This window comes from Dyadobacter sp. 32, from assembly GCF_902506755.1.
Lineage (GTDB): Bacteria > Bacteroidota > Bacteroidia > Cytophagales > Spirosomataceae > Dyadobacter.
In genome coordinates this window covers 3,012,165-3,035,090 of sequence record NZ_LR735258.1, presented here as the reverse complement: position 1 = coordinate 3,035,090, position 22,926 = coordinate 3,012,165, and the positions used below count along the sequence as shown (strand labels likewise).

Annotated in this window: 26 protein-coding genes; 12 read left to right on the top strand and 14 right to left on the bottom strand. The window is 43.6% G+C overall.

The genetic code is table 11. The features are described 5' to 3' along the window. Positions 1-25 precede the first annotated feature (25 nt). Complete coding sequence (gene sucD / locus DYADSP32_RS12375) at positions 26-904, bottom strand: succinate--CoA ligase subunit alpha (protein ID WP_149242442.1); 879 nt, start codon at positions 902-904, stop codon at positions 26-28. Between the two features lie 103 nt (positions 905-1,007). Here sucD and DYADSP32_RS12370 point away from each other — a divergent pair, with 103 nt between their 5' ends. Continuing rightward, on the top strand, positions 1,008-1,610 hold the full coding sequence (locus tag DYADSP32_RS12370) for a DUF6962 family protein (protein ID WP_149242443.1): 603 nt from the start codon (positions 1,008-1,010) through the stop codon (positions 1,608-1,610). Between the two features lie 59 nt (positions 1,611-1,669). Continuing rightward, positions 1,670-2,209 (top strand): azurin, encoded by a 540-nt coding sequence (azu, locus tag DYADSP32_RS12365; protein WP_414617715.1) that lies wholly within the window; start codon positions 1,670-1,672, stop codon positions 2,207-2,209. A gap of 237 nt (positions 2,210-2,446) precedes the next feature. Here the strand turns inward: azu and DYADSP32_RS12360 are convergent, their stop codons facing one another. Then, positions 2,447-2,992, bottom strand: a complete 546-nt coding sequence (locus DYADSP32_RS12360) for a TlpA disulfide reductase family protein (protein ID WP_149242444.1) — start codon at positions 2,990-2,992, stop codon at positions 2,447-2,449. A 181-nt stretch (positions 2,993-3,173) separates the two neighbouring features. Here DYADSP32_RS12360 and DYADSP32_RS12355 point away from each other — a divergent pair, with 181 nt between their 5' ends. Next, on the top strand, positions 3,174-4,520 hold the full coding sequence (locus DYADSP32_RS12355; protein WP_149242445.1) for a tetratricopeptide repeat protein: 1,347 nt from the start codon (positions 3,174-3,176) through the stop codon (positions 4,518-4,520). Between the two features lie 116 nt (positions 4,521-4,636). Here the strand turns inward: DYADSP32_RS12355 and DYADSP32_RS12350 are convergent, their stop codons facing one another. Genes DYADSP32_RS12350 through DYADSP32_RS12340 form a run of 3 tightly spaced genes read right to left on the bottom strand, consistent with a single transcriptional unit; the run spans position 4,637 to position 6,317 of the window. After that, positions 4,637-5,347 (bottom strand): superoxide dismutase, encoded by a 711-nt coding sequence (locus tag DYADSP32_RS12350; RefSeq protein WP_149242446.1) that lies wholly within the window; start codon positions 5,345-5,347, stop codon positions 4,637-4,639. Between the two features lie 28 nt (positions 5,348-5,375). After that, on the bottom strand, positions 5,376-5,990 hold the full coding sequence (gene recR / locus DYADSP32_RS12345; RefSeq protein ID WP_149242447.1) for a recombination mediator RecR: 615 nt from the start codon (positions 5,988-5,990) through the stop codon (positions 5,376-5,378). Between the two features lie 51 nt (positions 5,991-6,041). Then, positions 6,042-6,317, bottom strand: coding sequence for an ATP-dependent Clp protease adaptor ClpS (locus DYADSP32_RS12340; RefSeq protein ID WP_149242448.1), 276 nt, complete (start codon positions 6,315-6,317; stop codon positions 6,042-6,044). Between the two features lie 108 nt (positions 6,318-6,425). Between DYADSP32_RS12340 and DYADSP32_RS12335 the strand changes: the two genes are divergently transcribed. From DYADSP32_RS12335 to DYADSP32_RS12320, 4 genes are all read left to right on the top strand, one after another. Further along, on the top strand, positions 6,426-7,892 hold the full coding sequence (locus DYADSP32_RS12335) for a sodium:solute symporter (protein WP_149242449.1): 1,467 nt from the start codon (positions 6,426-6,428) through the stop codon (positions 7,890-7,892). A 13-nt stretch (positions 7,893-7,905) separates the two neighbouring features. After that, complete coding sequence (locus tag DYADSP32_RS12330) at positions 7,906-8,211, top strand: GtrA family protein (RefSeq protein ID WP_414617714.1); 306 nt, start codon at positions 7,906-7,908, stop codon at positions 8,209-8,211. A 559-nt stretch (positions 8,212-8,770) separates the two neighbouring features. Then, entirely contained in the window at positions 8,771-9,343 is a 573-nt protein-coding gene (locus DYADSP32_RS12325; RefSeq protein ID WP_149242450.1) for a hypothetical protein, read from the top strand. 233 nt (positions 9,344-9,576) lie between these two features. Next, positions 9,577-9,978, top strand: a complete 402-nt coding sequence (locus DYADSP32_RS12320) for a hypothetical protein (RefSeq protein WP_149242451.1) — start codon at positions 9,577-9,579, stop codon at positions 9,976-9,978. A gap of 63 nt (positions 9,979-10,041) precedes the next feature. Here the strand turns inward: DYADSP32_RS12320 and DYADSP32_RS12315 are convergent, their stop codons facing one another. From DYADSP32_RS12315 to galE, 7 genes are all read right to left on the bottom strand, one after another. Continuing rightward, the gene (locus DYADSP32_RS12315) at positions 10,042-10,380 is read right to left on the bottom strand and encodes an MGMT family protein (protein ID WP_149242452.1); all 339 of its coding nucleotides are present in this window, start codon (positions 10,378-10,380) and stop codon (positions 10,042-10,044) included. Next, positions 10,358-10,960: a DUF3109 family protein gene (locus tag DYADSP32_RS12310; RefSeq protein WP_149242453.1), complete on the bottom strand. Its 603-nt coding sequence runs from the start codon at positions 10,958-10,960 to the stop codon at positions 10,358-10,360. The genes DYADSP32_RS12315 and DYADSP32_RS12310 overlap by 23 nt, the downstream gene beginning before the upstream one ends. Before the next feature lie 7 nt (positions 10,961-10,967). After that, the gene (locus DYADSP32_RS12305) at positions 10,968-13,094 is read right to left on the bottom strand and encodes a LysM peptidoglycan-binding domain-containing protein (RefSeq protein ID WP_149242454.1); all 2,127 of its coding nucleotides are present in this window, start codon (positions 13,092-13,094) and stop codon (positions 10,968-10,970) included. 33 nt (positions 13,095-13,127) lie between these two features. Further along, positions 13,128-13,772 carry an O-methyltransferase gene (locus DYADSP32_RS12300; protein WP_149242455.1) on the bottom strand — a complete coding sequence of 215 codons (645 nt, stop codon included), beginning with the start codon at positions 13,770-13,772 and terminating at the stop codon, positions 13,128-13,130. Between the two features lie 75 nt (positions 13,773-13,847). Beyond that, positions 13,848-14,714, bottom strand: coding sequence for a glucose-1-phosphate thymidylyltransferase RfbA (gene rfbA / locus DYADSP32_RS12295; RefSeq protein ID WP_149242456.1), 867 nt, complete (start codon positions 14,712-14,714; stop codon positions 13,848-13,850). A 105-nt stretch (positions 14,715-14,819) separates the two neighbouring features. Continuing rightward, complete coding sequence (gene rfbB, locus DYADSP32_RS12290; RefSeq protein WP_149242457.1) at positions 14,820-15,875, bottom strand: dTDP-glucose 4,6-dehydratase; 1,056 nt, start codon at positions 15,873-15,875, stop codon at positions 14,820-14,822. Further along, positions 15,872-16,891, bottom strand: coding sequence for a UDP-glucose 4-epimerase GalE (galE, locus tag DYADSP32_RS12285; RefSeq protein ID WP_149242458.1), 1,020 nt, complete (start codon positions 16,889-16,891; stop codon positions 15,872-15,874). Before galE ends, rfbB begins: the two co-directional genes overlap by 4 nt. A gap of 212 nt (positions 16,892-17,103) precedes the next feature. On the opposite strand from galE, the gene DYADSP32_RS12280 reads away from it, so the two are divergent. Continuing rightward, positions 17,104-17,952 carry a transglutaminase-like domain-containing protein gene (locus DYADSP32_RS12280; protein ID WP_149244871.1) on the top strand — a complete coding sequence of 283 codons (849 nt, stop codon included), beginning with the start codon at positions 17,104-17,106 and terminating at the stop codon, positions 17,950-17,952. A 17-nt stretch (positions 17,953-17,969) separates the two neighbouring features. On the opposite strand, the gene DYADSP32_RS12275 is transcribed toward DYADSP32_RS12280, so the two are convergent. Next, positions 17,970-18,599: a 4'-phosphopantetheinyl transferase superfamily protein gene (locus tag DYADSP32_RS12275; RefSeq protein WP_149242459.1), complete on the bottom strand. Its 630-nt coding sequence runs from the start codon at positions 18,597-18,599 to the stop codon at positions 17,970-17,972. Between the two features lie 112 nt (positions 18,600-18,711). Here DYADSP32_RS12275 and DYADSP32_RS12270 point away from each other — a divergent pair, with 112 nt between their 5' ends. The 3 genes from DYADSP32_RS12270 to folB all read left to right on the top strand — a co-directional run bounded on the left by DYADSP32_RS12270 (position 18,712) and on the right by folB (position 21,052). Then, positions 18,712-19,611 (top strand): eIF2A-related protein, encoded by a 900-nt coding sequence (locus DYADSP32_RS12270; RefSeq protein ID WP_149242460.1) that lies wholly within the window; start codon positions 18,712-18,714, stop codon positions 19,609-19,611. Between the two features lie 107 nt (positions 19,612-19,718). Then, positions 19,719-20,702, top strand: a complete 984-nt coding sequence (locus DYADSP32_RS12265; RefSeq protein WP_149242461.1) for a DivIVA domain-containing protein — start codon at positions 19,719-19,721, stop codon at positions 20,700-20,702. Beyond that, positions 20,702-21,052: a dihydroneopterin aldolase gene (gene folB, locus DYADSP32_RS12260; protein ID WP_149242462.1), complete on the top strand. Its 351-nt coding sequence runs from the start codon at positions 20,702-20,704 to the stop codon at positions 21,050-21,052. The genes DYADSP32_RS12265 and folB overlap by 1 nt, the downstream gene beginning before the upstream one ends. 59 nt (positions 21,053-21,111) lie before the next feature. Here folB and DYADSP32_RS12255 read toward each other — a convergent pair whose 3' ends face one another. Then, positions 21,112-22,329 (bottom strand): saccharopine dehydrogenase family protein, encoded by a 1,218-nt coding sequence (locus DYADSP32_RS12255; protein ID WP_149242463.1) that lies wholly within the window; start codon positions 22,327-22,329, stop codon positions 21,112-21,114. A gap of 114 nt (positions 22,330-22,443) precedes the next feature. Here DYADSP32_RS12255 and DYADSP32_RS12250 point away from each other — a divergent pair, with 114 nt between their 5' ends. Continuing rightward, positions 22,444-22,926, top strand: coding sequence for a DUF456 domain-containing protein (locus tag DYADSP32_RS12250; RefSeq protein WP_149242464.1), 483 nt, complete (start codon positions 22,444-22,446; stop codon positions 22,924-22,926).

Here is a 22,926-nt window from a genome sequence, read left to right as displayed (position 1 = left end):
CGAAGTATAGTTTATAATGCGTAGCTTATCTTCTACCCAAAGCCAAAAGCATAGTTTCTCCTATGAGCGCAGGCGATTCTGCCACATATAATCCTGATTCTTCCATGATGCGGATTTTCGCTTCTGCCGTATCGTCAGCACCGCCAATGATGGCGCCTGCATGTCCCATGCGTCGTCCTTTCGGAGCCGTTTTCCCAGCGATGAATCCAACGACCGGCTTTTTGTTTCCTGTTGATTTAATATAATTAGCTGCATCCGCTTCCATGCTGCCACCAATTTCGCCAATCATTACGATCGCTTCTGTTTCCGGATCATTCATAAGCAGTTCAACCGCTTCTTTGGTTGTTGTTCCAATGATAGGGTCACCGCCGATACCAATGGCCGTTGTTTGACCCAGGCCGGCACGTGTCAACTGATCCACAGCCTCGTAAGTCAGGGTACCTGATTTGGAAACGATTCCAATCGTGCCTTTCTTAAAAATGAAGCCGGGCATAATACCCACTTTACACTCTTCGGCAGTGATTATACCAGGGCAATTCGGGCCAATAAGCCGGCAGTTTTTACCCTTTATGTATTCTTTTGCCATCATCATATCTTTGGTAGGTATACCTTCCGTGATACAAACAATGACCCCGATACCAGCATCAGCTGCTTCCATTATAGCATCTGCAGCAAAGGCTGGTGGTACAAAAATGATGGAAACATCTGCACCTGTAGCACGTACTGCGAGATCAACGGTATTGAAAACCGGCCTCTCAAGGTGAGATTGTCCACCCTTGCCAGGTGTAACACCTCCCACTACCTGGGTGCCATATTCAATCATTTGCTGGGCATGAAAAGACCCCTCGGAACCGGTGAATCCCTGAACTATAATCTTAGAATTTTTATTAACTAAAACGCTCATGTTGGTAAATCAGTTTTTTTGGTAAAAGTAGGACGAAAAGCACGAAGTAGCAAAATGTAGGTATAATTTGTAAATTGCTTTGCTGATAATATTGAAATAGTCTATGGAATTACTCTCAAATCCCCATATCGTCTCCAACCTGATATTGAGTTTTACCGGGGTGTTTATTTTCCTTCGCTATTTTAGGTTTCAATCAGTGTACAACAAAGGATTATGGGGAATATTTCTGTTTAGTATTTCGGCAAGTGCTCTGGCGGATTTTCTGGTATTCGCGGGATTGCCGGTGATGGAGGATATCAGAAGAATACTGGATGCCGGGGAGATGACTATGGGGGCGGTATGCCTGGTGGTTGCGTCGTGGTGCCTTATAATGAAAACGGAGTCGTCGAGGTTACTCTTCATTGGTACGCTGATTTTTGGAGGAACGCTGTTTTATTGTGTTATCTGGTTCAGGGTAGAGTATGTTTCGCTTATTGTCAAGGCCTTCTGTATCGTGGTAACGTTGTTGATTTGCTGCCTTGGACTCGGAAGCCGGCAGAAGAGTGCATTATGGGTGATTATTTCCATGATGTTTTTTGCACTGGCTACCAAATCGAAGATCATTCCAATTCCCATGCACCCGGTAGACATCAATCATTATCTGATGGTTATTGCCATTATATGCATTGGTAATGCCGTCAGAGACGAGTATAAAACGCTTTTCTGACCATCTGTTTATCAAACAAATGTTAATGGTTTTGTTTTTTAGTAATCCCTTGCATAAACTTGTACCGTTATAGTCAATCAAAACAAGTTTATCAATATTACCATATGAAAATGATTAAATCCAGCGTATTGCTTCTAGCCGCAACGATCGCTTTTGGAGCCGTTACTGTTAGTCCATCTTTTGGAAAAACAGCAGCACCCTCTGAAACACGTGAGGTGAAACAAGTGAAAACCATTGTAATAAAGGGGACGGATGCAATGCAATTTGACCTGAAAGAAATCAAGGTTAAAGCAGGACAGAAAATAAAACTTACGCTTACCCATTCAGGTAAGTTGGCCAAGGCTGCCATGGGACATAATTTTGTTCTTTTGAAGCAAGGTGTTGATGTAGCAGCCTTTGGTGGCAAAGCGGCTGCTGCAAGAGAAACGGAGTACATTCCGAAATCAGAAGCAGCGAATATCATCGCACACACCAAGCTGGTAGGTGGCGGTGAAAGTGACACCATCGAATTCACGGCTCCTAAAAAAGGCACTTACACGTTTATTTGTAGTTTTCCTGGACACTACGCTTTGATGAAAGGTAATTTCATTGTTGAATAGCCAGTGGCAACTCCAGATAACAAGAAAAGCCCGGGAATTCCGGGCTTTTCTTGTTATCTGGTTTTTGAATCCGATTGGATGATTGTTCGATGTGCGCTCAATCAGGACGTGATATTTTTAAATTCCGGACTGCGTAAGGAGATGTTTTTTTAACGCTTTTCTTTTGGACTGCCTCAATAGCTAATAGCCTATCGCTAAGAGCTTTGGGCAGCACCATACAATTCCCGGAAAACCCTGCTAAATTTCTAACAATTTCTTTTCAATCAGGTCTATGACCTCCGGTCTGTCCCATTGTGAGGCACCCGTTTCCTGCGCAAGAATTTCACCCTTGAATAGAATATAGGTTCTTGGAATTGCATTCCCGTCCAAAGCGGCGGGATATGGCCCGGCAATTTGATAAAAGGGGAGGATGTAACCTTTTCTGGCTATGAATGGATTCACGGTTTCTGCATCTTCATCGGAAACAATGTAGAAAGCTACTTTTTCATGATCTTTATATTTTTCATAGAGTTTCTGAATACCAGGCATTTCCATATTGCAGGGCCCACACCAGGTGGCCCATATGTTCACAAACACTATTTTATCCTCACTCATGGGAACGGGGTTGCCTGCCAGGTCTTTTAAAGTGGAGATATAAACGGATGCCGGCTGGGAACTTGCCTGAACAGCCTGCTCATTGAATGATGCTTCCTGTTGAGAAGGTTTTTGGAAGGCGTAATAAACGGCACCCAGGGCAATCAGGATCAAAGCCGTCAGTATTATTTTCTTTGAAGCAGCATTCATAGTTAGAATATTTATTTAAATCGGGACGATATTTCTTATGCCGAAGCAAAATTAAGAATATTATATTGTTTCGATTCATTGTAGGAAAAATACGGACTGTCTTTGCTGTGCTCCGTTAGAATTTGAATACTTTTATATCTCCATTTAATCTACAATCTATTTAGTGAAAAGTTTTACCTCAATGAAAAGTAAGTTTGGATTGATACCAATTTTGACACTGGGCCTACTTATTTCAAGTCAAAGTTTTGCACAACGTTCAGCAGCAGAGTTCTTCGAGGAAGGCAACACAAAGGCGAGGTCAGGAGATTTTACAGGTGCGTTGCAGTCTTATACGGAGGTTATTGCCACCAATCCGGATCACGCACCGAGTTTTTTCAACAGAGGGCTGGCCAAGGCAAATCTGAAAGACCACCGGGGGGCCATTCTGGACTACGATCATGCCATAGAAACTAATCCCAAAGATGCACTGTATTACGAGAGCCGTGGCGTAAGTAAGAGTACTCTGGGCGACTTTAGTGCTGCACTGGAGGACTATAGTAAAGCCATTGAATTAAATCCGGATAATGCAAAATCCTATTATAACAGAGGAGTGAGTTATGCCAAGCTTAAGAAACTGAGACTGGCCCTGGCAGATTTGGATAAAGCTTTAACACTGCAGCCAGACGATATATCTGCACTGTATGCCCGTGGAAACTGTAAGCAGGATCTGCACGAGTTTGCGGGAAGTTTAAGTGATTTTACAAAAGTGATTGAGCTAAGCCCAAAAAGAACGGGTGCCTATGCAGGAAGAGGGCTCGCCAAGTTAGAACTGGGGGACTTTCAGGGTGCTGCCGCCGACTTTACCAGAGCAATTGAATTAAATCCAAGGGAAAATTCTTATTATGACAGACGTGGCTTTGCAAAAAATAGGTTAGAGGATTACCAGGGAGCAATTCTGGATTACGACAAGGCTATACAGGCGGACCCTAATTTTTACGAAGCTTACTATGGTCGCGGGTTTGCAAAAGGTAAATTGAATGATCACAAAGGGGCCATTGTTGATCTCACCAAGGCTATTGAAGTCAATAACTTATATGTTACCGATCCCAAAAAGAACCTTTACGCAGGAAAGATCAGCAGAGAGGCGCTGGATGCTCTACGTGCCCAGGTAAAAGAGCACGTAAGGATTGAGAACCTAACCACAGAGCGGGCGGAGGCTTATTTTATACGCGGAATCAGCAAGTCCAGAAGTGGTGACATGAAAGGTGCAATAGAAGACATTACCACGGCCGTAGAACTAGACCCGACCAACTCCAATGCATATTTTTCCAGGGCTATGATCAAGTCTGAAAATGGAGATCAGCAGGGGGCGGTTCTGGATTTCAGCAGTTCCATCAAGTTACGACCCAATTTTCCTGAAGCGTTTTATCTGCGGGGTATTCTAAAGAACAGTCTGGGCGATGTAGACGGAGGGTGTCTGGATTTAAGCAAGGCGGGTGAACAGGGGTATCTGCAGTCGTACAAGGCCATCAGTAGTTACTGCAATTAGGCATTCGGGGTAGATTGTCAGTTAAGACTAACCCTCAACTACCGACAATTGAGTAAAACAAAAGAGCAGGTAGCACGGATCAAAGCGTGGTACCTGCTCTTTTGCTTCTGTTAAAATCAGGCTTTCTTTAGATTGGCTGCTACCTGATCCCAGTTAACCACCTGCCAGAAGGCTTTTACATAATCGGGTCTTTTGTTCTGATAATGCAGGTAATAGGCATGTTCCCACACATCCAGTCCAAGGATAGGCGTTCCTTTTATTTCTGAAATGTCCATCAAGGGATTATCCTGATTGGGTGTGGAGCCGATAGATAACTTTCCTTTATTGGCAACAAGCCACGCCCATCCGGATCCAAAACGTGTCGTCGCTGCCTTTCCGAATTCTTCTTTGAATTTATCAAACGAGCCAAACTGCGCATTGATGGCATCGGCTACGGCACCCGTTGGTATGCCTCCTTTACCGGCACCCATCACACTCCAGAAGAAAGTATGATTCCAGTGTCCTCCGCCATTGTTACGTATTGCAGCGGGCGCCTTACCGGCCATTTTAATGATTTCCTCGAGCGATTTTGATTCGAATGCTGTTCCCTTCACAGCGTCGTTTAAATTCTTGACATAGGCAGCATGATGCTTTCCATAATGTATTTCCATGGTAAGCTTGTCTATGCTTGGCTCAAGAGCACCAAAATCATAGGGAAGAGGTGCTTGCTTAAACGGGGCGTTTTCAAAAAGGAAATTCGTTCCGGTTTCTGCTGAAGCTTTCGCAGCGAATGCGCCCACTGCGAGCGAACCACCTGCCAGTGTGCGCAAAAAATCTGTTCTATTCATAACCACTCAAATTTTAGAAAATTAAAACTTAATCGTAGGCCACCCGGCTTACGATGCTTCGTCCAAGTGTAATTTCATCCGCGTATTCCAGATCTCCACCTATTGGAATTCCTCGGGCAATTGTTGTGACTTTTAGTTCAGATGGTTTCAACTTCTTTTGCAGATAAAATGCAGTTGTATCACCTTCCATGGTTGGACTTAGAGCCAGTATAATCTCCAACACTTTTTCGTCGTCAGGCGATTGCGTTATTCGTTCAATCAACGAATCAATGTTAAGATCCGAAGGGCCAATGCCTTCCAGTGGAGAAATAATTCCGCCCAGCACATGGTAAAGGCCTTTGTACTGGCTTGTTGCTTCTATGGCCAGCACATCCCTGGTATCCACCACTACGCAGATAATTGACCGGTCTCGTTTCGGGCTACTGCAGATGTTACAAAGGGCCGAATCGGCGATGTTGTGGCATTTGAGGCAATACGAAGTTTTGGTACGCATATTGATCAAGGCATCAGAAAGTGAACGCGTCTGATGTTCATCTCTCTTTAGCAAATGTAATGCCAGGCGTAGTGCGGTCTTTTTTCCGATTCCCGGTAGCCTGGAAATTTCGGCAACGGCATCCTCAATAAGACGAGAAGGATAATTCATTTTGAAGATACAGGGAAATGGAGCTAGTTTTTGCGGGGAAGGGGAGTGTTGTTAATGAATTTCTGCGGAAATACCCCTCCTGCAAATCTCATTCCTCATCCCTGCCAGTTCATCAAATTCGCCTTCTTTTACCGAACACTTTCCCTTGTAATGTATAATCAGGGTGCATTGTTCTGCCTGCTCATTGCTATGCCGGCACACGGTCATGAGGGTGTCGATCACCCAGTCGAACGTGTTGATATCATCATTGTAAACAACAAGTTTCTTTAATTCGGTTTCAATGGTTTTATCCAGAATTTCTACCTCTGTTTCTATTTGCATTTGCATAACAACCAAATTTCTGTTTGTTTAGCAAATCTAAGCAAAAACCAAGATTATATGAAGGCTTTGTCTACTTCATATAATGGATCCGTACTTTTTAATATCATCTCGTTAATGAACCCATACATTTCCTTAGTTATCCTGACGGTGTACTTTGCCATGTTAATCGCTGTGTCAATTTATACATCCAAAGGAGCGGATACCAATACCTTTTTTACGGCTAACCGGCAATCTCCCTGGTACCTGGTGGCTTTTGGTATGATCGGAACTTCGCTCTCGGGTGTGACATTTGTTTCGGTGCCGGGCGCGGTTGCCAATATACAGTTTTCCTATTTTCAGGTAGTGCTCGGTTACATAGTGGGGTACTTTATCATAGGTACTGTTCTCATGCCGATGTATTACCGCCTCAATTTGATTTCGATCTATTCTTATCTCGAACAGCGCTTCGGGTTCTGGTCATATAAAACAGGTTCTGCGTTTTTCCTTTTATCGCGAACGGTTGGATCCGCAGTGAGGCTGTATGTGGCAGCACAGGTGCTGCAAATTGCCCTTTTCAAGCCTTTGGGTGTTCCCTTTGAAGTTGCTGTGGCTATTACCATTCTGCTCATATGGATTTATACCTTTAAAGGTGGGGTTAAAACCATCATTGTAACAGATACATTACAGACTTTCTTCCTGATCACGGCAGTTATTCTTACCATTGTACTGGTGTCTCAGGAGCTCAATCTGAAGGGGGTATCGGATATTTGGAGCACGGTTCAGGAGAGTGGATATGCGCAGGTTTTTTACTGGGATACCAATGACCCGAAATTCTTTTATAAACAGTTTTTTGCTGGGGTATTCATAGCGATTGTAATGACGGGCCTGGATCAGGATCTGATGCAGAAAAACCTCACGTGCAAAAACATTGGTGAGGCGCAGAAAAATATGTTCTGGTTCACGATTGTGCTGGTCATTGTTAATTTTCTTTTCCTGTCGCTGGGCGCGTTGCTTTACGTTTATGCCACAGCGAAAGGTATTCCTGCTACGGTAAAAACGGATGAGTTCTACCCCATGCTGGCACTCAACCATTTAGGGATTTTGGTGGGTGTAACATTCCTGCTTGGCATTACAGCGGCAACTTACGCCAGTTCGGATTCGGCGCTTACCGCGCTTACAACCGCCTTTTGCATCGATTTTATGAATATAGAGAAGAAGCCTGAAAGGCAACGTTCCAAAATCAAGTTCTGGGTACATATAGGGTTCTCTGTCGTTTTCTATCTCGTAATCCTGATTTTCAACAGGCTGAACAGCAAAGAGGTGATTACCGCGGTGTTTGATCTGGCGGGTTATACCTACGGGCCGTTGCTGGGTCTTTTCTCATTCGGATTGTTCTTAAAGCGTCCGGTAAAAGACCGCTGGGTTCCGCTCCTTTGTATTCTCGCGCCCATTGCAACCTATATTATTAATGACAATTCGGCGGAATGGTTCAATGGATATAAATTCGGTTTTGAAAGGTTGATTATCAACGGCCTGTTTGTTTTTGCAGGTCTTTGGTTGCTGTACGATCGGAAGACAGGCAGCGCTTCTCCGTCTGTCTGATTTAACACAAAATATGAACTCGGGTCTATTTAACAGACGGGACCTTATCGCGTACTTTTTGGTAGCGGCGACGGGGGCATTGATACAGCTGCTGATTGGATCCGTGTCGCAAAACTGGTTCCCGATCACTTATGGTGAAGCCCTGACGTTTGGATATCTTGCTGCCTCGGTAGTCGGTTTCTTTTTAACCAAACTTTTCGCTTTCACTACGCGAAACGCCACCAAAAGCCGTAGAGAAATGGTCAAATTCGGGTTAGTGACCGTTGTGTCGTTTATCATTACGGTTCGGGTTCTGAAAGGCTTTTTAATCTTAGTGTAAGTCTGATAGGCATACATACGGTTATGATACCTTTTTCAGTCAAAACGGTGGAGCTCAATAAGCTGGGGTGTCATTTGATATGCATGACGATTAGCTTTATCAGTAATTATGTTCTTCACAAGCGGTTCACGTTTCAGGAAACCGGATTCTACGAGCGTCTCAAGAAACTTTTGTATAGCTAACACTGCGTTTCTGGTTTCAGCCATTTTGAAAAGTCCAACTTCGAATTTTACGCTAAATAAATTAAAATATTTACTTTTTTTCTTGCATTAGTATTATTTTAGTGCTATCTTCAATACGTCAGGCCATGTAGGTTGCCTTGTTTTTTCCTTAGTAGTGCCATGAGAATCGTGACGTCGCGTTTAAGTGGCGTTTGTTTTTTTGGAAGTTGGAGCAAAACAAAAACCAGCATGGATTCCTGTGGCTGTTTTTTACCAAAGTATACACGTTAAAGAGCAAGGCTTGGACGATTGAGTAAGGTTGAACCGTCACGAGCTTCTCCGATAAAAAGTGTTTTTGTATGAAGTAATTATTTTTTTAAAAACTAAACTTTTATACAATGAAATCACTAGTATTGCTTCTCACCGCATCGCTGATCTGCTTTTCCTGCAACGAATCATCGCAAAAAAATGAAACCGAAAATGCCGCCGATATTGAAAAGGAAAAGAGCGCAATCAGAGCGGTGATCGAAAAGGAAACCGAGTCTTTTTTCGGTCGGGACTACGAAGCCTGGAAATCCAATTATGCCCAAACCGACTATGCCTTTCAGGCATGGAGCAATAATGATGGCACCTTTGATTCCAACGTCGGCTGGGACGACATCAATAAGCAAATAGGGAGATACATTAATGACAATCCCTTAAAAAGTCATCCGAAAGTGGAACGTAAAAATATGAAATTCAAATTTTACGACGATGATGTGGCCTATTTGACCTGGGATCAGTTTAACAGTGACAAGGATACGAAAAACTTCCATCACAGCAAAGAGGTAAGACTGATGGAAAAGATCAATGGAGAATGGAAAATTGTGTGCGTATCGGCGTTTTGGGACTATAAAAATAGTATTCCGGCAAGCAAGCTACCGATGATACAAAAAATAGAAAACGAATCCAGAGGTAAGAATAAAATCTAGTCAATTGTAAAGTCAAACTGTTCGATGTCCGGTTCAACTGTTCGGTTACGAACAGAAAAGCATGAGTCAGCAGGCAAGAAAAAAAAACTCAAAAATTTTTCAAATAGCTGTTATTCAAAAAGTTAAATGGTGTAAATGCCAGCATGGAGATCATTGATCGCTTGCTGGCATATCCTTTTTTATATGTATGACAACCATGCGAATGGAATTTCACCTTTTAATAATAACTAGCCATGAAAATTACAAACATTTCAAATCTGTTCTGCGCTTTGGCGCTCGGTGTATCCCTGATGTCGTTTACAGGAAAAAGTGATAAGGAAAGCAAAAAGCAGAATTCCGAAAGTTCCTCAACTTTTGCCGCGTCAGTGATCCACCTCGGGAATAACGGGTACAAGGTTAAGCTTGCCGTAGACAGAGGGACGAAAGACGGTTTAAGGGTACTTCTTAAAGACAAAAGCGGTAAGACTTATTACAGTGAATTTTTTTCAAAAAAGGACGAGAAATACCGTCGTATATTCGACCTGAGCGATATGACGGATGGTACCTACTTCTTTGAAATGCATTACAATAAGCAAAAGTTGGTAAAACAGGTTCAGCTGGAGACGAGTACAGAGCGGGTTATTTCACTTCAATAGATTTTCTTGCCGATCTCATCCGAACGATAAAAGCGCCGTGAAGCGGCGCTTTTATCGTTCGGGTCATGTCAAATTGGTCTCAGGATCCCAGAACACCTCGTTCCAGTTTTGAATTGTATCATCCTTGATCACCACACCTTCCTGTTCCAGACGCTCCTGCATCGTTGTGGGTGTTTCGAAGAGCAATTTAGCGGAAAGTACACCGGCCTTGTTGACAACCCTGTGTGCATGAATTCCTTCGCGGGTGTAACTGTAAGCCATGGCCCAGCCAACCATCCGCGCTCCTCTTTTTGCACCAAGGTAGGCAGCTATAGCACCGTAGGACGTGGCTCTTCCCGATGGTATGAGTCGAACCACATCGTATACATTTTCGAAGAAATCATTTTTTTGATTTTTCGCCATCACTCTGCCTTGCCTGTTGACGATCGTCGATTTCCTGCGTTAATTGCTTATACCATTTCGGGCCGTAGGCTCTGATAAGCGGTTCCTTCAGGAACTTGTAAACGGGAACACCCAGTTCCTGGCCTAATACACAAGCATCGCTGCATATCTGCCAACGATCATAATTGAGCGCGTGATACTGTTCATACTTGGTCACCCTGATAGGATAAAGGTGACATGAAATGGGCTTTTTATAATCTATTTTCCCATCGTTGAATGCCTCTTCAATCCCGCATTTTAAGATACCTCTTTTGTCATAAATCGCGTAAGCACACTCCCTGCCATCAATGACCGGAGTTACATAATCTCCTTCCCAGTCTGTGGTATAGGTTCCTTCTTTGGCAATGACGGACTTACCCGCTTCTGACAGATACGGTTCTACCATCGGATAGATTTTGTCCAGAATTTCGAGTTCGTCTTTGTCCAAAGGAGCACCTGAATCTCCCTCTACACAACACGCACCTTTACACTTGTCCAGATCACAGACAAATAACTGGTCTTCTATGTCATCGCTTATACAGGTATGCTCAATGAGTATCAAAATCGTATTATTTTTTTTCTGGAATTTTTAACTTCTGGCCGAGTTGCACGCTATTGTCCCGAAGGTTATTGAGTGTTTTGATATCTTCAACATCAACCTCATAATTTTTGGAGATGCGGTACAAGGTTTCTCCTGAAACAACCGTATGCACCGTATTACCTGGCACGTTTCTGGACGGGTTAGGTGTTGTTTGACGCTCCGAACCGGCTGGTTCTTTCTGGATACGAAGCTTTTGTCCCACATACAGTTTATCTTTTTCACTTAATCCGTTAAGATCCAGAAGCTGCTTGACAGTCAGGCTGTTCATTTTAGAAATGCTGAATAAGGTCTGGCCTTTTTCAACCACATGGAATGTTGCACCTGAGGCGGAAACTTCTTTCGAATCCCAGGGCTGAGAACCTGAAGCACTCGCTGATACGGTACTTTTCACCTTTGTTGGTTTTTGTGCACTTTCAGTTGTTTTATCAACGGATTTTGGAGCGGCAGGTTGGTTGCGGGGCGTGTCTTCACTTGTTTCAGCAGATATTACTACCACCCGATCTTTTGAGTTCTTGTAGAGATTTTCCTTTGCCGGTGTCTTGGGATCCACTGCTGTGCTCACTGAAGGTGTTTCTGGCCTGGATTCCTTTGTCACAGCGCTCTCATTCTTTTCTACCAATACGGGGGTGTATTTCTTTCTTCCAGCAGGATTAGCCGGTATCTGATTCTCACTAGATTCCTGCCTGGGAGCAGTCGCCTGTTTTTCCGGTACTGCTGCAACAGGGGCTTCTGTTACGGGTGGCACCGATTGGGGAGTAGGAGATTTTATTTCAATGGGTGTTTTCCTTGGACGTTTCTCGGTAAGCCAAAGAACCTGACCGGTCTGTATGGGGAAATTGCGGCTGATGGTCCGGTTGTATTTTAACAAATTTACAAGCCTTACAGCGTATTGTTGAGATACACTTTGCCACGTGTCTCCTGGCTGGGCTGTATGAAATGGTGTGGCTGCCTTCTTGTTTTTACGTGCCAGGTAATACACTTTTCCGGGTATCAATGGCATGTCGCGTATCATGTCGTTATATCGTAAAAATGTGGGCGTTCTTACCTTACCGGCATTTGCCAGCGTTTTAGGCCGATCACCGGGACGGGCTTCTATTCCGGGAAGTCCGTTAATTTCATAGAAAGTTGGCGCATTTTTGTCGCTGGATTGAACTGTGGATTTTTTGAGTATCGGATAACCTGTGTCATTGATGGCGATATTGTTGGTTATGGGCAATATCTGGTAGGACAATTTTTGTCGTACCGCCTCCACCTTATCCAACGGAACGGGCAGCAAAACCAGATATTCACCATCCGTCGGAATTCTGTCCTCGTTCAGCCATCGGTTGTAACTTTTTAATTCTTGCGCATCCACGTCCAGTGCCCGGGCAATTTCGTCAAAAGACCTGCCTTTCCCGTAATCCGACTCCATCAAAACAATTTTATTGTTGCTTCGATACTGCTCTATGCCGGCTTCCAGGGCTATTTTATGAGCAAAAAAGCGCAGCATGTACCGATCTGTTTTGCCATTAAGATTTATCTCACGGGCATAGGCCCAATTTGCAGGAATATTTTTTTTCGCCCCCGTAGCCCCCAGATAGTAGGAGTAAAGCGTGGAAACCCAATTGTTAAACTGTTGATTGTTTTTCTTCAGATACCAGGATGCAGCATGTGTTGAAGCGCTGATGTTCTTTCGTTCATCCACGTTATCATCGACGCGCAGGTTAAGGGAGACCGCTGTTTCCGGTTTGAACTGCCAGTAACCAACAGCATTGGAACTTGATATCACGTCCGGTTTAAATGAGCTTTCCTGGACGGCAAGGTATTTGAAATCTATGGGTACCTCTTCGTCCATCAGAATGCTCTCTACAATGGGAAAATAGAGCATGGCCCTATCCATTTTTTCCTCCCAGAACTTCTTATTGGACATAAGGCTACGTACATCTTCTTCAATCAGGCTCTGAGCGTTGCGATCAAAGTTAATGGTAATACCTCCGAACGAGAGCTGATTCGGGATTTCCGGCAAAGCTTGAGCCGCTGTTAAAGTGCTGTTTACAAAAAATAGAGCCCACAGGAAGGCAGTTATTTTTGTACTGAAGATTAGTGCTTTTGACATATTTTTTTAATTGCTTTACCGATAAGTTGACAGTTATAGTTTTTGAATAATCATCAATCCATCCCGTACGGGGAGTAAAAGATTAGAGACACGGTGATCCTGCTGTATGATTTTGTTAAAGTCTAATAACGATTGAGTATCCTTGTCAACCTTTTTTAATTCCCTATCAGCCACTTTTCCGCTCCAGAGTACATTGTCCGCAATAATAAAGCCCCCTGTCCTGACTTTGTCCAAACAGAGTTCAAAGTACGAAATATAGTTAATTTTATCGGCATCTATAAAAGCCAGATCAAATGGCCCTTCAAGTTCCGGGATGATGGTGAGCGCTTCACCTATTCGGTAATCTATTTTATCTGTGAGCCCTGCCTTATCGAAATATTTCCGGGTTACGGTCTCCAGTTCCTCATTGATATCAATGGTTATTAACCGACCGGCGGGGTCGAGGCCTTCACAAAGACATATTGCGGAATATCCCGTGTAGGTCCCGATTTCTAAAATTCTCTTAGGGCGTATCATGCGCGATAGCATAGAAAGGAAACGGCCCTGTAAATGCCCAGAAAGCATTCTGGGATTGAGCACGTTCGCATAAGTCTCCCTATTCAGAGACTTCAATAAATCGGTTTCGCTTTCGGTGTGCAGTTCCGAGTACGTTTCGATTTCTTCGGGTAGAAACTTCATAATCCTATCTAACTTTCAAAAGAAGTTTTCATCCAAATTCCGGGAAGAGGCAAGGTATACCATTGCGGTATTTCCTCAACTGTTGCCCACAATACGGAGCAGATAAGTTCCGTATCCACTCTTTACCAAAGGCTTCGCGATTTCGGTCAACTGGGCACTGTCAATAAAATTCATACGGTAGGCAATTTCTTCAATGCAGCCAACTTTCAATCCCTGACGTTCTTCTATTACCTGTACAAATTGCCCTGCTTGCATCAGGGACTGAAATGTTCCGGTATCCAGCCAGGCTGTTCCTCTATTCAAAACACCGACCTTGAGTTTTCCTCTTTCAAGGTATACCCTGTTCACGTCTGTAATTTCCAACTCGCCTCTGGGAGACGGGGGTATGTTTTTCGCAATCTCTACGACATCGTTGTCATAAAAGTACAATCCTGGAACTGCATAATCTGATTTGGGATGTTCGGGTTTTTCTTCGATTGACAGCACATTCGATTTTTTATCAAATTCGACAACCCCGTACCGCTCGGGATCATGTACCTGATAAGCAAATATAACACCACCGTCGGGATCGTTATTGGACTGTAGCAGGGTAGAAAGACCGGATCCATAGAAAATGTTGTCGCCTAAAATCAGCGCCACCTTATCATTACCTATGAATTCTTCGCCTATGATAAATGCCTGTGCGAGACCATCCGGGGTGGGTTGGACTGCATAACTGAACGAGCAGCCTAATCGGCTGCCATCGCCCAGAAGTTTTTCGAAATGAGGTAAGTCATGAGGTGTAGAAATGATTAATATTTCCCGGATTCCGGCCAGCATAAGGATCGAAAGCGGATAATAAATCATCGGCTTGTCGTAAACCGGCATAAGTTGCTTGCTTACAGCAAGTGTAAGTGGATGTAATCGTGTGCCCGATCCTCCTGCTAAAATTATTCCTTTCATTAAGTAACTCGTTGAAATTATTTTCCAAACCAGGTTTGGAGTGTATAGTATTTTTTATGCAAGAAACGGATAAATCTCTTTACTTCCCCGGATATCAGGCATCAATTATCTACCGGCATACATGCCCTCGTAATATTTCTGATATTCACCCGAAGTTACATTTTGAAGCCATTCCTGATTGCTCAAATACCAGTCCACCGTTCTTTCCAAACCTTCTTCAAACTGAAGTGATGGTTTCCAGCCCAGCTCTTCTGATAATTTAGTAGCATCAATGGCATACCGAAGATCATGACCTGCACGATCCGTTACATAGGTGATCAGTTTCTCAGTTTCGCCTTTTTCGCGCCCCAGTTTTTGATCCATTAGCCTGCAGAGTACCAATACAAGATCCAGATTCTTCCATTCGTTGTGGCCGCCTATATTGTATGTTTCCCCATTTTTTCCATCGTGGAAAATGACATCGATGGCAATGGCATGGTCTTCCACAAACAACCAGTCGCGCACATTTTCTCCTTTGCCATAAACGGGCAACGGTTTATTATTGATGATGTTATGAATCATCAAAGGGATTAATTTTTCAGGAAAATGATTGGGGCCGTAATTGTTTGAGCAGTTTGAGATCACGATCGGCAGGCCATAGGTACTTTGATAGGCGCGTACAAAATGGTCGGAGGATGCCTTCGAAGCCGAGTACGGAGAGCGTGGATCATATTTGGTGGTTTCTACGAAAAAAGTTCCGGGGTCGTGAAGCTCTCCATACACCTCATCGGTAGAAACATGGTAAAACCGGCGGCCAGAGAAATCACCTTTCCAGGTTTTACGGGCAGCGTTCAACAAATTTACGGTACCCACAACGTTGGTCATCACGAAAGAAAGTGGATCGGAGATCGATCTGTCAACGTGGCTTTCAGCTGCAAGGTGTATGATGCCGTGAAAATCCGTTTCGCTGATCAATTGATCAATAAAACTTGCATCCACGATATCCCCCTTTACAAAGGTATAATTGGAAGCATTTTCTACATCCCTGAGATTTTCAAGGTTGCCGGCGTAAGTAAGCGCATCCAGATTGTAGATGTGATATTCCGGATGATTCGTAACGAATCGGCGTACTACATGTGAGCCGATAAACCCGGCTCCTCCGGTGATCAGAATATTTTTCATTGTAAATTGGTTAATTTTTTTTGCCAGTTCCAGGCATCACGAAGGGCATCCGACATTGTTTTTTCCGGAGTCCACTTCATCACATTATTTACTTTATCTGATTGGGCATATATTTTCTCTACATCACCTTCCCGGCGGGGGCCAATCGAGTAGTTTAATTTTACACCATTCACTTCCTCGAAAGTTTTGATCAGATCCAAAACGGTATATCCTTTTCCAGTACCTACATTGAAAACGTCGTAGTAATTGGGAGTTGTCTGCTCTTGCAACAGGATAAGTGCCTTCAGGTGCGCCTTTGCTAAATCCACCACATGAATGAAGTCCCGGATGCATGTTCCGTCGGGGGTATCGTAGTCACTGCCAAAGACGGTCAATGATTTTCTTAATCCGGCTGCCGTTTGCGTAATGAAGGGAACCAGATTGCTGGGCACACCATTCGGCAGCTCACCAATCAGTGCGGTTTCATGCGCTCCTATGGGATTAAAATACCTCAGCGATATCGCCTTAAGATTGGGGGCTGCGTGTACATGATCACGGATAATATCTTCGGCAATGGCCTTTGTGTTGCCATAGGGCGAGGTTGCGGGCTGGCGAGGTGTTAATTCCGTGACAGGAATTGAATCAGGTTGTCCGTAAACCGTACAGGAGGATGAAAAAACAAATTTATCAACTGCGAACTCTTTCATTACTTTCAGGAGTATGAGCAGCGATAATATATTATTCTCATAGTATTTCAGCGGTTCATCTACCGATTCGCCAACTGCTTTGTATGCAGCAAAGTGAATGACGCCGTCAAATTTTTCTTTCTCAAAAATTTCTCTGACCTGGGAAATGTCATTGCAATCAACTTCATAGAACGGAAAATCCTGGCCGGTGATTTTTTTGATCCCTACCAGAACATCACGGCTTGAGTTGTAAAGATTGTCAATGATGACGGGTTCGAACCCAGCATTAAATAGCTCCACCACCGTATGGGAACCAATAAAACCTACTCCGCCGGTAACAAGAATTTTCATGTGATTACTTTATTGATTCAATTATTTGTGTTGAGTAAATCGACCAGAATAGTGCGTTTGAAGCGCGAAAACCAAAGATTTCAGATGCGATTGGCTTTTATCCTTCCTTGAATTTTACAATTTTTTTCGTGGCAAAAGTAGAAAATTTGACGTCTATAAAAAAAAAATGTTTTTATTTATCCGTTGTTTGGGAAATGGAAATAGGACGTAAGATGAACAAGAGCGAAATAAAGGCGCTGATTTACCTGCTTGATGACGAAGATCACGAGGTGACGCAGCATGTTGAGGGGAAAATCTTATCACTGGGGGGGACCGTGATCCCATTTTTGGAAACAGAATGGGAAGAAAGCTTTAATCCGATTATTCAACGCAAGATTGAAGAACTGATTCATGAATTGCAGCTTGGCATCATGATCGAACGGCTGCAGTCCTGGAAAAATGGAGGGGGGCTGGACCTACTTGAGGGAATGTGGATACTGGCCACTTACCATTATCCGGATCTTTCCATGGAAAAGCTAGCCGCAACCATTGATCAGTTATACGCAGATATTGCCATTCAGTTTCAGGAGGAAATGAATGCCGTTGACCAAATTAAAAAAATCAATAGTGTCTTTTTTGGAAGCATGAATTTTGCGGCCAATACCAAAAATTTCCATTCACCATCCAATTCCATGATCAATGTGGTATTGGAAAGTAAGCGTGGCAATCCGATAACCCTGTGCGTGATTTATTTATTGATCGCGCGAAAGTTAAACCTGAGCGTTTACGGGGTTAATCTGCCCAATCTGTTTGTGCTGACCTACAAAAATAGCCAGACCCAGTTTTATATCAATGTGTTTAACAGGGGTATCATTTTCTCAAAAACGGATATTGACCATTATATCGCGCAGCTCAACATAAAGCCTAAGGATATTTTTTATCAGCCCTGTACCAATCTGGAGATTATCCAACGCGTGCTTCGCAGCCTGATATTTTCGTATGAGAAAACCGGAGATGATGAGAAAGTGAAGGAAATTGAAAAAATACTAACTTCTACCCTGGATGAAAACCACGAGGATTGAGGTGGTGGATCAGTAAATCAAATTGCCACAGCAAGGCAGTAGTATTCAAACCACGTGATGTGAATCCGTGCATTGACCATTTCGTTTTCGCTGATTACAGAGCCGATTAAAATTGAATCTTCGGTGGAAAAGGGGGAAATCAGAATGTCGTCCTTAAAACTCACTTTATTTTTTCCATATAGTTTGTAAATGGCCTCTTTGGCGCACCAGTACATCGCCAGCATGCGCAGGTCGTCAGAGGCTTCAAGGAGCTCCTGCTCATTGAGGAACTTTTTCGCGGTGCGGCTCAATTTGGGATCAATCTTTTCCATATCAATCCCCACAGGCCTGATGGCCTCCATTACTGCGGCGACGTAATCAAAGGTGTGTGTGATGGAGATGTGAGCCTGTCCGTGTATTAAAAAAACTTTCCCATGGTCGTCTTTGTAAGTTCCTTTGAAAACAACGCCTGCCTGTTCGCTTAGGATTTTAATCAGCAGCCTGCTTGCCAGCCACTCACGTTTTTTTTGCGGGTGAGAAATTCCTTCCAACTCTTCAAAGTTATAGATAGAATCCAGCAGCCCCAAAAGTTCAGTTTCAGTTTCGGTCAGTTTCCAGACGAGTAAGGTACTGGTCTGTTCAATCTTTTCGGAATGAACGAGCGGCATATTAATTATGTTGAAATTTACTGACTGCAATCTATCAAAATGGATGTACGGATGTGTGTTATCCAGATATTGATATCACAAGTAAGAATGCAGCTAATTTTTATTTACAATTATGAACATTCGCAAAGTAGATACTTTTTCCGGTCATAGGGATAGTGTTTACACAATTATTTCTGGTAACAAGTCCAACGAGTTTTATTCTGCCGGTGGGGATGGGTTTGTGATTCAATGGGATCTGACAAAACCCGATCTGGGCAATCTGGTAGCGAAAGCGGGTACGTCGGTTTATTCCCTGTGTATAGATAAGGGAAGGCAGCGACTGTGGATAGGTCAGAATTTCGAAGGAATTCAGGTTATAGATTTCACAACCAACCAGATTGAAACTACTGTTAAAATAACTACTGCTGCCATTTTTGACATTCAGATTTGGGGAGATAAAGCGTTGATCGCAACCGGGGACGGGGTGGTGATCATCATGGATATTCCCTCGTTTTCTGTTCAAAAGCACATCAAGATTTCGTCAAAAAGTATTCGTTCAATAGCAATAAATCCGTTGACGAGGGAGTTTGCAACTGGAGACAGCGAATGCAATGTCCATGTTTTTGATATGGATGGCTTTGTTCTTAAAAAAAGGATGCGTTCCCATAAGAATTCGGTTTTCAGTGTGCAGTATTCGCCGGATGGCCGTTACCTGTTTACAGCCGGACGCGATGCACATCTTATGATATGGGATGTTGCTGGCAATTATGAAAATATCAAAGACATCCCTGCTCATCTATATGCGATCAATCACATTGCATTCAGTCCCGATGGGAGCTTATTTGCCACTTGTAGCATGGATAAGTCGATAAAAGTGTGGGAATACGATACGTTCAGGCTTAAAAAAATAATCGATAGAGCCAGGCATGCCGGGCATGGAACTTCGGTTAACAAATTGCTGTGGAACAGCTACGAAAACCAGTTGATTTCATGCAGTGATGACCGGATGATCTCAGTTTGGGAAATTGAATAATAGAATACTTATGATATGGGATTATTGGCAAATACTTTGAAAAATGCGCCATATATCTTTAACTTACACGACCGTTATCAACTAAGTAATAAAGCCAAGATTGCAATATGAAAATTTCCGCTATAGACATACGCAAGCACACTTTTGAAAAGATTTTCAGAGGTTATGATCCGGACGAGGTAGATGCGTTTCTGAATTCACTATCGCAGGAATGGGAGCGCTTTTCAAGTGAAAATAGTTTGCTCAAAATGCAGCTGGAGTATGCAGAAAAAGAACTTAGCAAGCTAAAGGATATTGAGTCAACGTTGTTCAGAACGCTGAAAGCCGCTGAGGATACAAGCAAGCTTATAGAAAAGGAAGCGAATGAAAGTGCTGAAAAAACTATAGAGGAATCCAGGGTGACCGCCAGCGACATGGTTGCCGAGGCAGAAGCCCGAACGAATCAGATCATCAGAGAAACCGAAGAGCGCCTTAAAAAGTTTAAGGAGGAATTTGCAGCAGAAATCAAAACGCAGGAGCGGGATTTCAGGGCGATAGAGAATTTCAGAGACAACTTGGTTGTCCAACTGTCTTCACTGGCCAACAGTACGATGGATACTGTGGAGAGGTTTGAAGGTAAGTACGACAAGGAGTCTGTTTTGAACAGGATGGAAGAAATAAAACAACATGTTTCGGAAATCGAAATTCCCAAGAAAATATTTGTTCAGCCGGTGATCAGGGAAGAGGCTCAGGAACAACCTGAGCCTGTGACGGTGTTACTGGCAGATGATAAGCCCGAGGTTACTTTTGAAGTTGTCGATTTTGAAGAAGAAGTCGAAGAGGTTCGGGAGATTGAAGTTCCTAAGGCGGACCCCGCATCTGTTGAAGTAGCTGTTCTTGACGAGAAAGTTGCAATCAAGAATGAAAATGAACCAGAAAAACGTATTGAGCGTAGTGCTGCCGATGAAATGAATGAAGCGCTGGCCGAAATGCACAAGGTAGCCGAGAAAGCCAGGGATGCGCAGACGGGTGTCAATAAATTCAGGACGCCGACTGAAACTAGTCAGCCCAAGAAGCCAACCACGGGCGGATCCTTCTTTGATCAAATCTGATGGGGACTATCGCACTGGAGGGTCTGGAGTTTTTTGCTTACCACGGCTTTTATGAAGAAGAGCAAAAAATGGGTAACAAGTATGCCCTCGACATTACTATTGACACGGATTTTATCCAGGCGGCACAACAGGATAGGTTGAGTCTTACAGTGAATTATTCCACTCTGTATCAGATCGCGCACAAAGTGATGCAGGAGCCTTCCCGTTTACTGGAACACATCGGTTTCCGGGTTATTGAGCAAATCAGAGTGCATTATCCGGATGTGGCCAAAATTAGGGTAAAGGTTTCTAAGTTTAATCCTCCAATAGGTGGAGTCTGTACACGTGCAGTGATAACTATGGAGGGATAATAACAGTGACCGCTCCATGCGTTTGAACATTTGTTTCAATAGCATGGAGCGGTACTATTTTATGCCGGATATTCGTGCGGTAGTGGCTCGTTGATCTTTTCGTTCCAGGGTAAACCCTGCTCATTCAACAGTGCCATAAATGGATCCGGATTCAATTCTTCCACATTCCAAACGCCCGGTTTTTGCCATTCTTTGTTTGTGAGCATCAACATTGCACCTATCATGGCCGGAACTCCCGTAGTGTAGCTTACAGCCTGCGCCTTTACTTCCTTATAACATGCTGCGTGGTCACAGTTATTCCATACGTAATAGGTTTTTTCTTCACCATTCTGTACGCCTTTGATCTGACAGCCTATGGAGGTTTGTCCGGAATAGTTTTCGCCAAGTGAATCAGGGGCTGGCAGAACTGCTTTAAGGAATTCCAGAGGTACAATGTCAATTCCTTTGAACGTAATCGGGTGAATGCTGGTCATGCCCACATTTTCCAATACATTCAAATGGGTGATGTAAGCCTGGCCGAACGTCATCCAGAAACGTGCTCGTTTGAGGGTTGGGAAATTTTTAACCAGTGATTCCAGTTCCTCATGATACAACACATAGCTTTCCTTAGGTCCGATTCCGGGATAATCTATGGGCTTATGGATGGACATAGCCGGAATCTCGACCCATTCGCCATTTTCCCAATAACGGCCTGGCTGCGTGATTTCCCGGATGTTGATCTCCGGATTGAAATTCGTTGCAAATGCCTTACCATGATCGCCTGCATTACAATCTATAATGTCCAGATAATGCATTTCATCAAAATGATGCTTATTGGCATAGGCCGTATAAGCCTGGGTTACGCCCGGATCAAACCCACACCCGAGTAGTGCCATCAAACCAGCCTCCTTAAATCTTTCCTGGTATGCCCACTGCCAGCTATATTCAAATTTGGCAACATCTTTTGGCTCGTAGTTGGCCGTATCAAGGTAGTGTATTCCGGTAGCCAAACACGCCTCCATGAGGGTTAAATCCTGGTAGGGTAATGCCACATTGATGAGTAACTCCGGTTGGAATCTCTTGATGAGCAACACCGTTTCGGAAACGATATCCGCGTCGACCTGAGCTGTCTGGATACTTATGCCATGCATTTCCTTAATTTCCGAGGCAATTTTATCGCACTTGGATTTTGTTCGGCTTGCCAGCATAATTTCAGAAAACACATTGCTGTTCAGTGCACATTTGTGGGCCACAACACTTCCCACACCGCCGGCACCTATGATAAGTACTTTAGACATTACGATTTAAATGATAGAATGATAGAATGATTTGTCTTCCTTCATATTTCGGGCAAAGATAGGACGTGCCTAGGTTTTTTTGTTAATTGATTTGGAATTTAACACGTTGGGGCTATGGACATACTTTTGTTGATATTAGGTATTATTTGTTTACTTACTGGGCTCGCGGGCGCAATTCTTCCCTTACCCGGTCCGCCTCTCAGTTTTGCTGGTCTTCTGTTGCTTCACATCACGAAGTTTGCAGCGTTTAGTCAAACCGTTTTGGTCGGGCTCGGTTTTGTAACCGTCGTCATCACGGTTCTGGATTATTACATACCTATTTTAGGTACTAAAAAGTTTGGTGGAACACGCGCGGGTGCAATAGGAGCGACGCTTGGCTTACTAGTCGGATTCTTCGTAATCCCGGCACTGGGTATGTTTATAGGTACATTTCTGGGCGCTCTGATAGGCGAACTTCTCGGAGGGGCCCATTTTCAAATTGCTCTGAAATCTGCTTTTGGATCGTTTATCGGTTTTATAACGGGTATTGTCATGAAGACCATACTCTGTCTGATCATGATAGGATACGCCGTGGCAGAACTTTGGGGAAGTTTCTAA

Bases quoted from the DNA above. Each gene is read 5' to 3' on its own strand.
- DYADSP32_RS12370 (WP_149242443.1), top strand. From the start codon at position 1,008: ATGGAATTACTCTCAAATCCCCATATCGTCTCCAACCTGATATTGAGT.
- DYADSP32_RS12265 (WP_149242461.1), top strand. From the start codon at position 19,719: ATGAAAATTTCCGCTATAGACATACGCAAGCACACTTTTGAAAAGATT.
- DYADSP32_RS12275 (WP_149242459.1), bottom strand. From the start codon at position 18,599: ATGCCGCTCGTTCATTCCGAAAAGATTGAACAGACCAGTACCTTACTC.
- DYADSP32_RS12335 (WP_149242449.1), top strand. From the start codon at position 6,426: ATGAACCCATACATTTCCTTAGTTATCCTGACGGTGTACTTTGCCATG.
- DYADSP32_RS12355 (WP_149242445.1), top strand. From the start codon at position 3,174: ATGAAAAGTAAGTTTGGATTGATACCAATTTTGACACTGGGCCTACTT.
- DYADSP32_RS12315 (WP_149242452.1), bottom strand. From the start codon at position 10,380: ATGGCGAAAAATCAAAAAAATGATTTCTTCGAAAATGTATACGATGTG.
- DYADSP32_RS12305 (WP_149242454.1), bottom strand. From the start codon at position 13,094: ATGTCAAAAGCACTAATCTTCAGTACAAAAATAACTGCCTTCCTGTGG.
- folB (WP_149242462.1), top strand. From the start codon at position 20,702: ATGGGGACTATCGCACTGGAGGGTCTGGAGTTTTTTGCTTACCACGGC.
- DYADSP32_RS12280 (WP_149244871.1), top strand. From the start codon at position 17,104: ATGAACAAGAGCGAAATAAAGGCGCTGATTTACCTGCTTGATGACGAA.
- DYADSP32_RS12250 (WP_149242464.1), top strand. From the start codon at position 22,444: ATGGACATACTTTTGTTGATATTAGGTATTATTTGTTTACTTACTGGG.
- DYADSP32_RS12255 (WP_149242463.1), bottom strand. From the start codon at position 22,329: ATGTCTAAAGTACTTATCATAGGTGCCGGCGGTGTGGGAAGTGTTGTG.
- DYADSP32_RS12300 (WP_149242455.1), bottom strand. From the start codon at position 13,772: ATGAAGTTTCTACCCGAAGAAATCGAAACGTACTCGGAACTGCACACC.
- DYADSP32_RS12270 (WP_149242460.1), top strand. From the start codon at position 18,712: ATGAACATTCGCAAAGTAGATACTTTTTCCGGTCATAGGGATAGTGTT.
- sucD (WP_149242442.1), bottom strand. From the start codon at position 904: ATGAGCGTTTTAGTTAATAAAAATTCTAAGATTATAGTTCAGGGATTC.
- rfbA (WP_149242456.1), bottom strand. From the start codon at position 14,714: ATGAAAGGAATAATTTTAGCAGGAGGATCGGGCACACGATTACATCCA.
- DYADSP32_RS12340 (WP_149242448.1), bottom strand. From the start codon at position 6,317: ATGCAAATGCAAATAGAAACAGAGGTAGAAATTCTGGATAAAACCATT.
- recR (WP_149242447.1), bottom strand. From the start codon at position 5,990: ATGAATTATCCTTCTCGTCTTATTGAGGATGCCGTTGCCGAAATTTCC.
- rfbB (WP_149242457.1), bottom strand. From the start codon at position 15,875: ATGAAAAATATTCTGATCACCGGAGGAGCCGGGTTTATCGGCTCACAT.
- DYADSP32_RS12350 (WP_149242446.1), bottom strand. From the start codon at position 5,347: ATGAATAGAACAGATTTTTTGCGCACACTGGCAGGTGGTTCGCTCGCA.
- DYADSP32_RS12320 (WP_149242451.1), top strand. From the start codon at position 9,577: ATGAAAATTACAAACATTTCAAATCTGTTCTGCGCTTTGGCGCTCGGT.
- DYADSP32_RS12360 (WP_149242444.1), bottom strand. From the start codon at position 2,992: ATGAATGCTGCTTCAAAGAAAATAATACTGACGGCTTTGATCCTGATT.
- DYADSP32_RS12330 (WP_414617714.1), top strand. From the start codon at position 7,906: ATGAACTCGGGTCTATTTAACAGACGGGACCTTATCGCGTACTTTTTG.
- galE (WP_149242458.1), bottom strand. From the start codon at position 16,891: ATGAAAATTCTTGTTACCGGCGGAGTAGGTTTTATTGGTTCCCATACG.
- DYADSP32_RS12325 (WP_149242450.1), top strand. From the start codon at position 8,771: ATGAAATCACTAGTATTGCTTCTCACCGCATCGCTGATCTGCTTTTCC.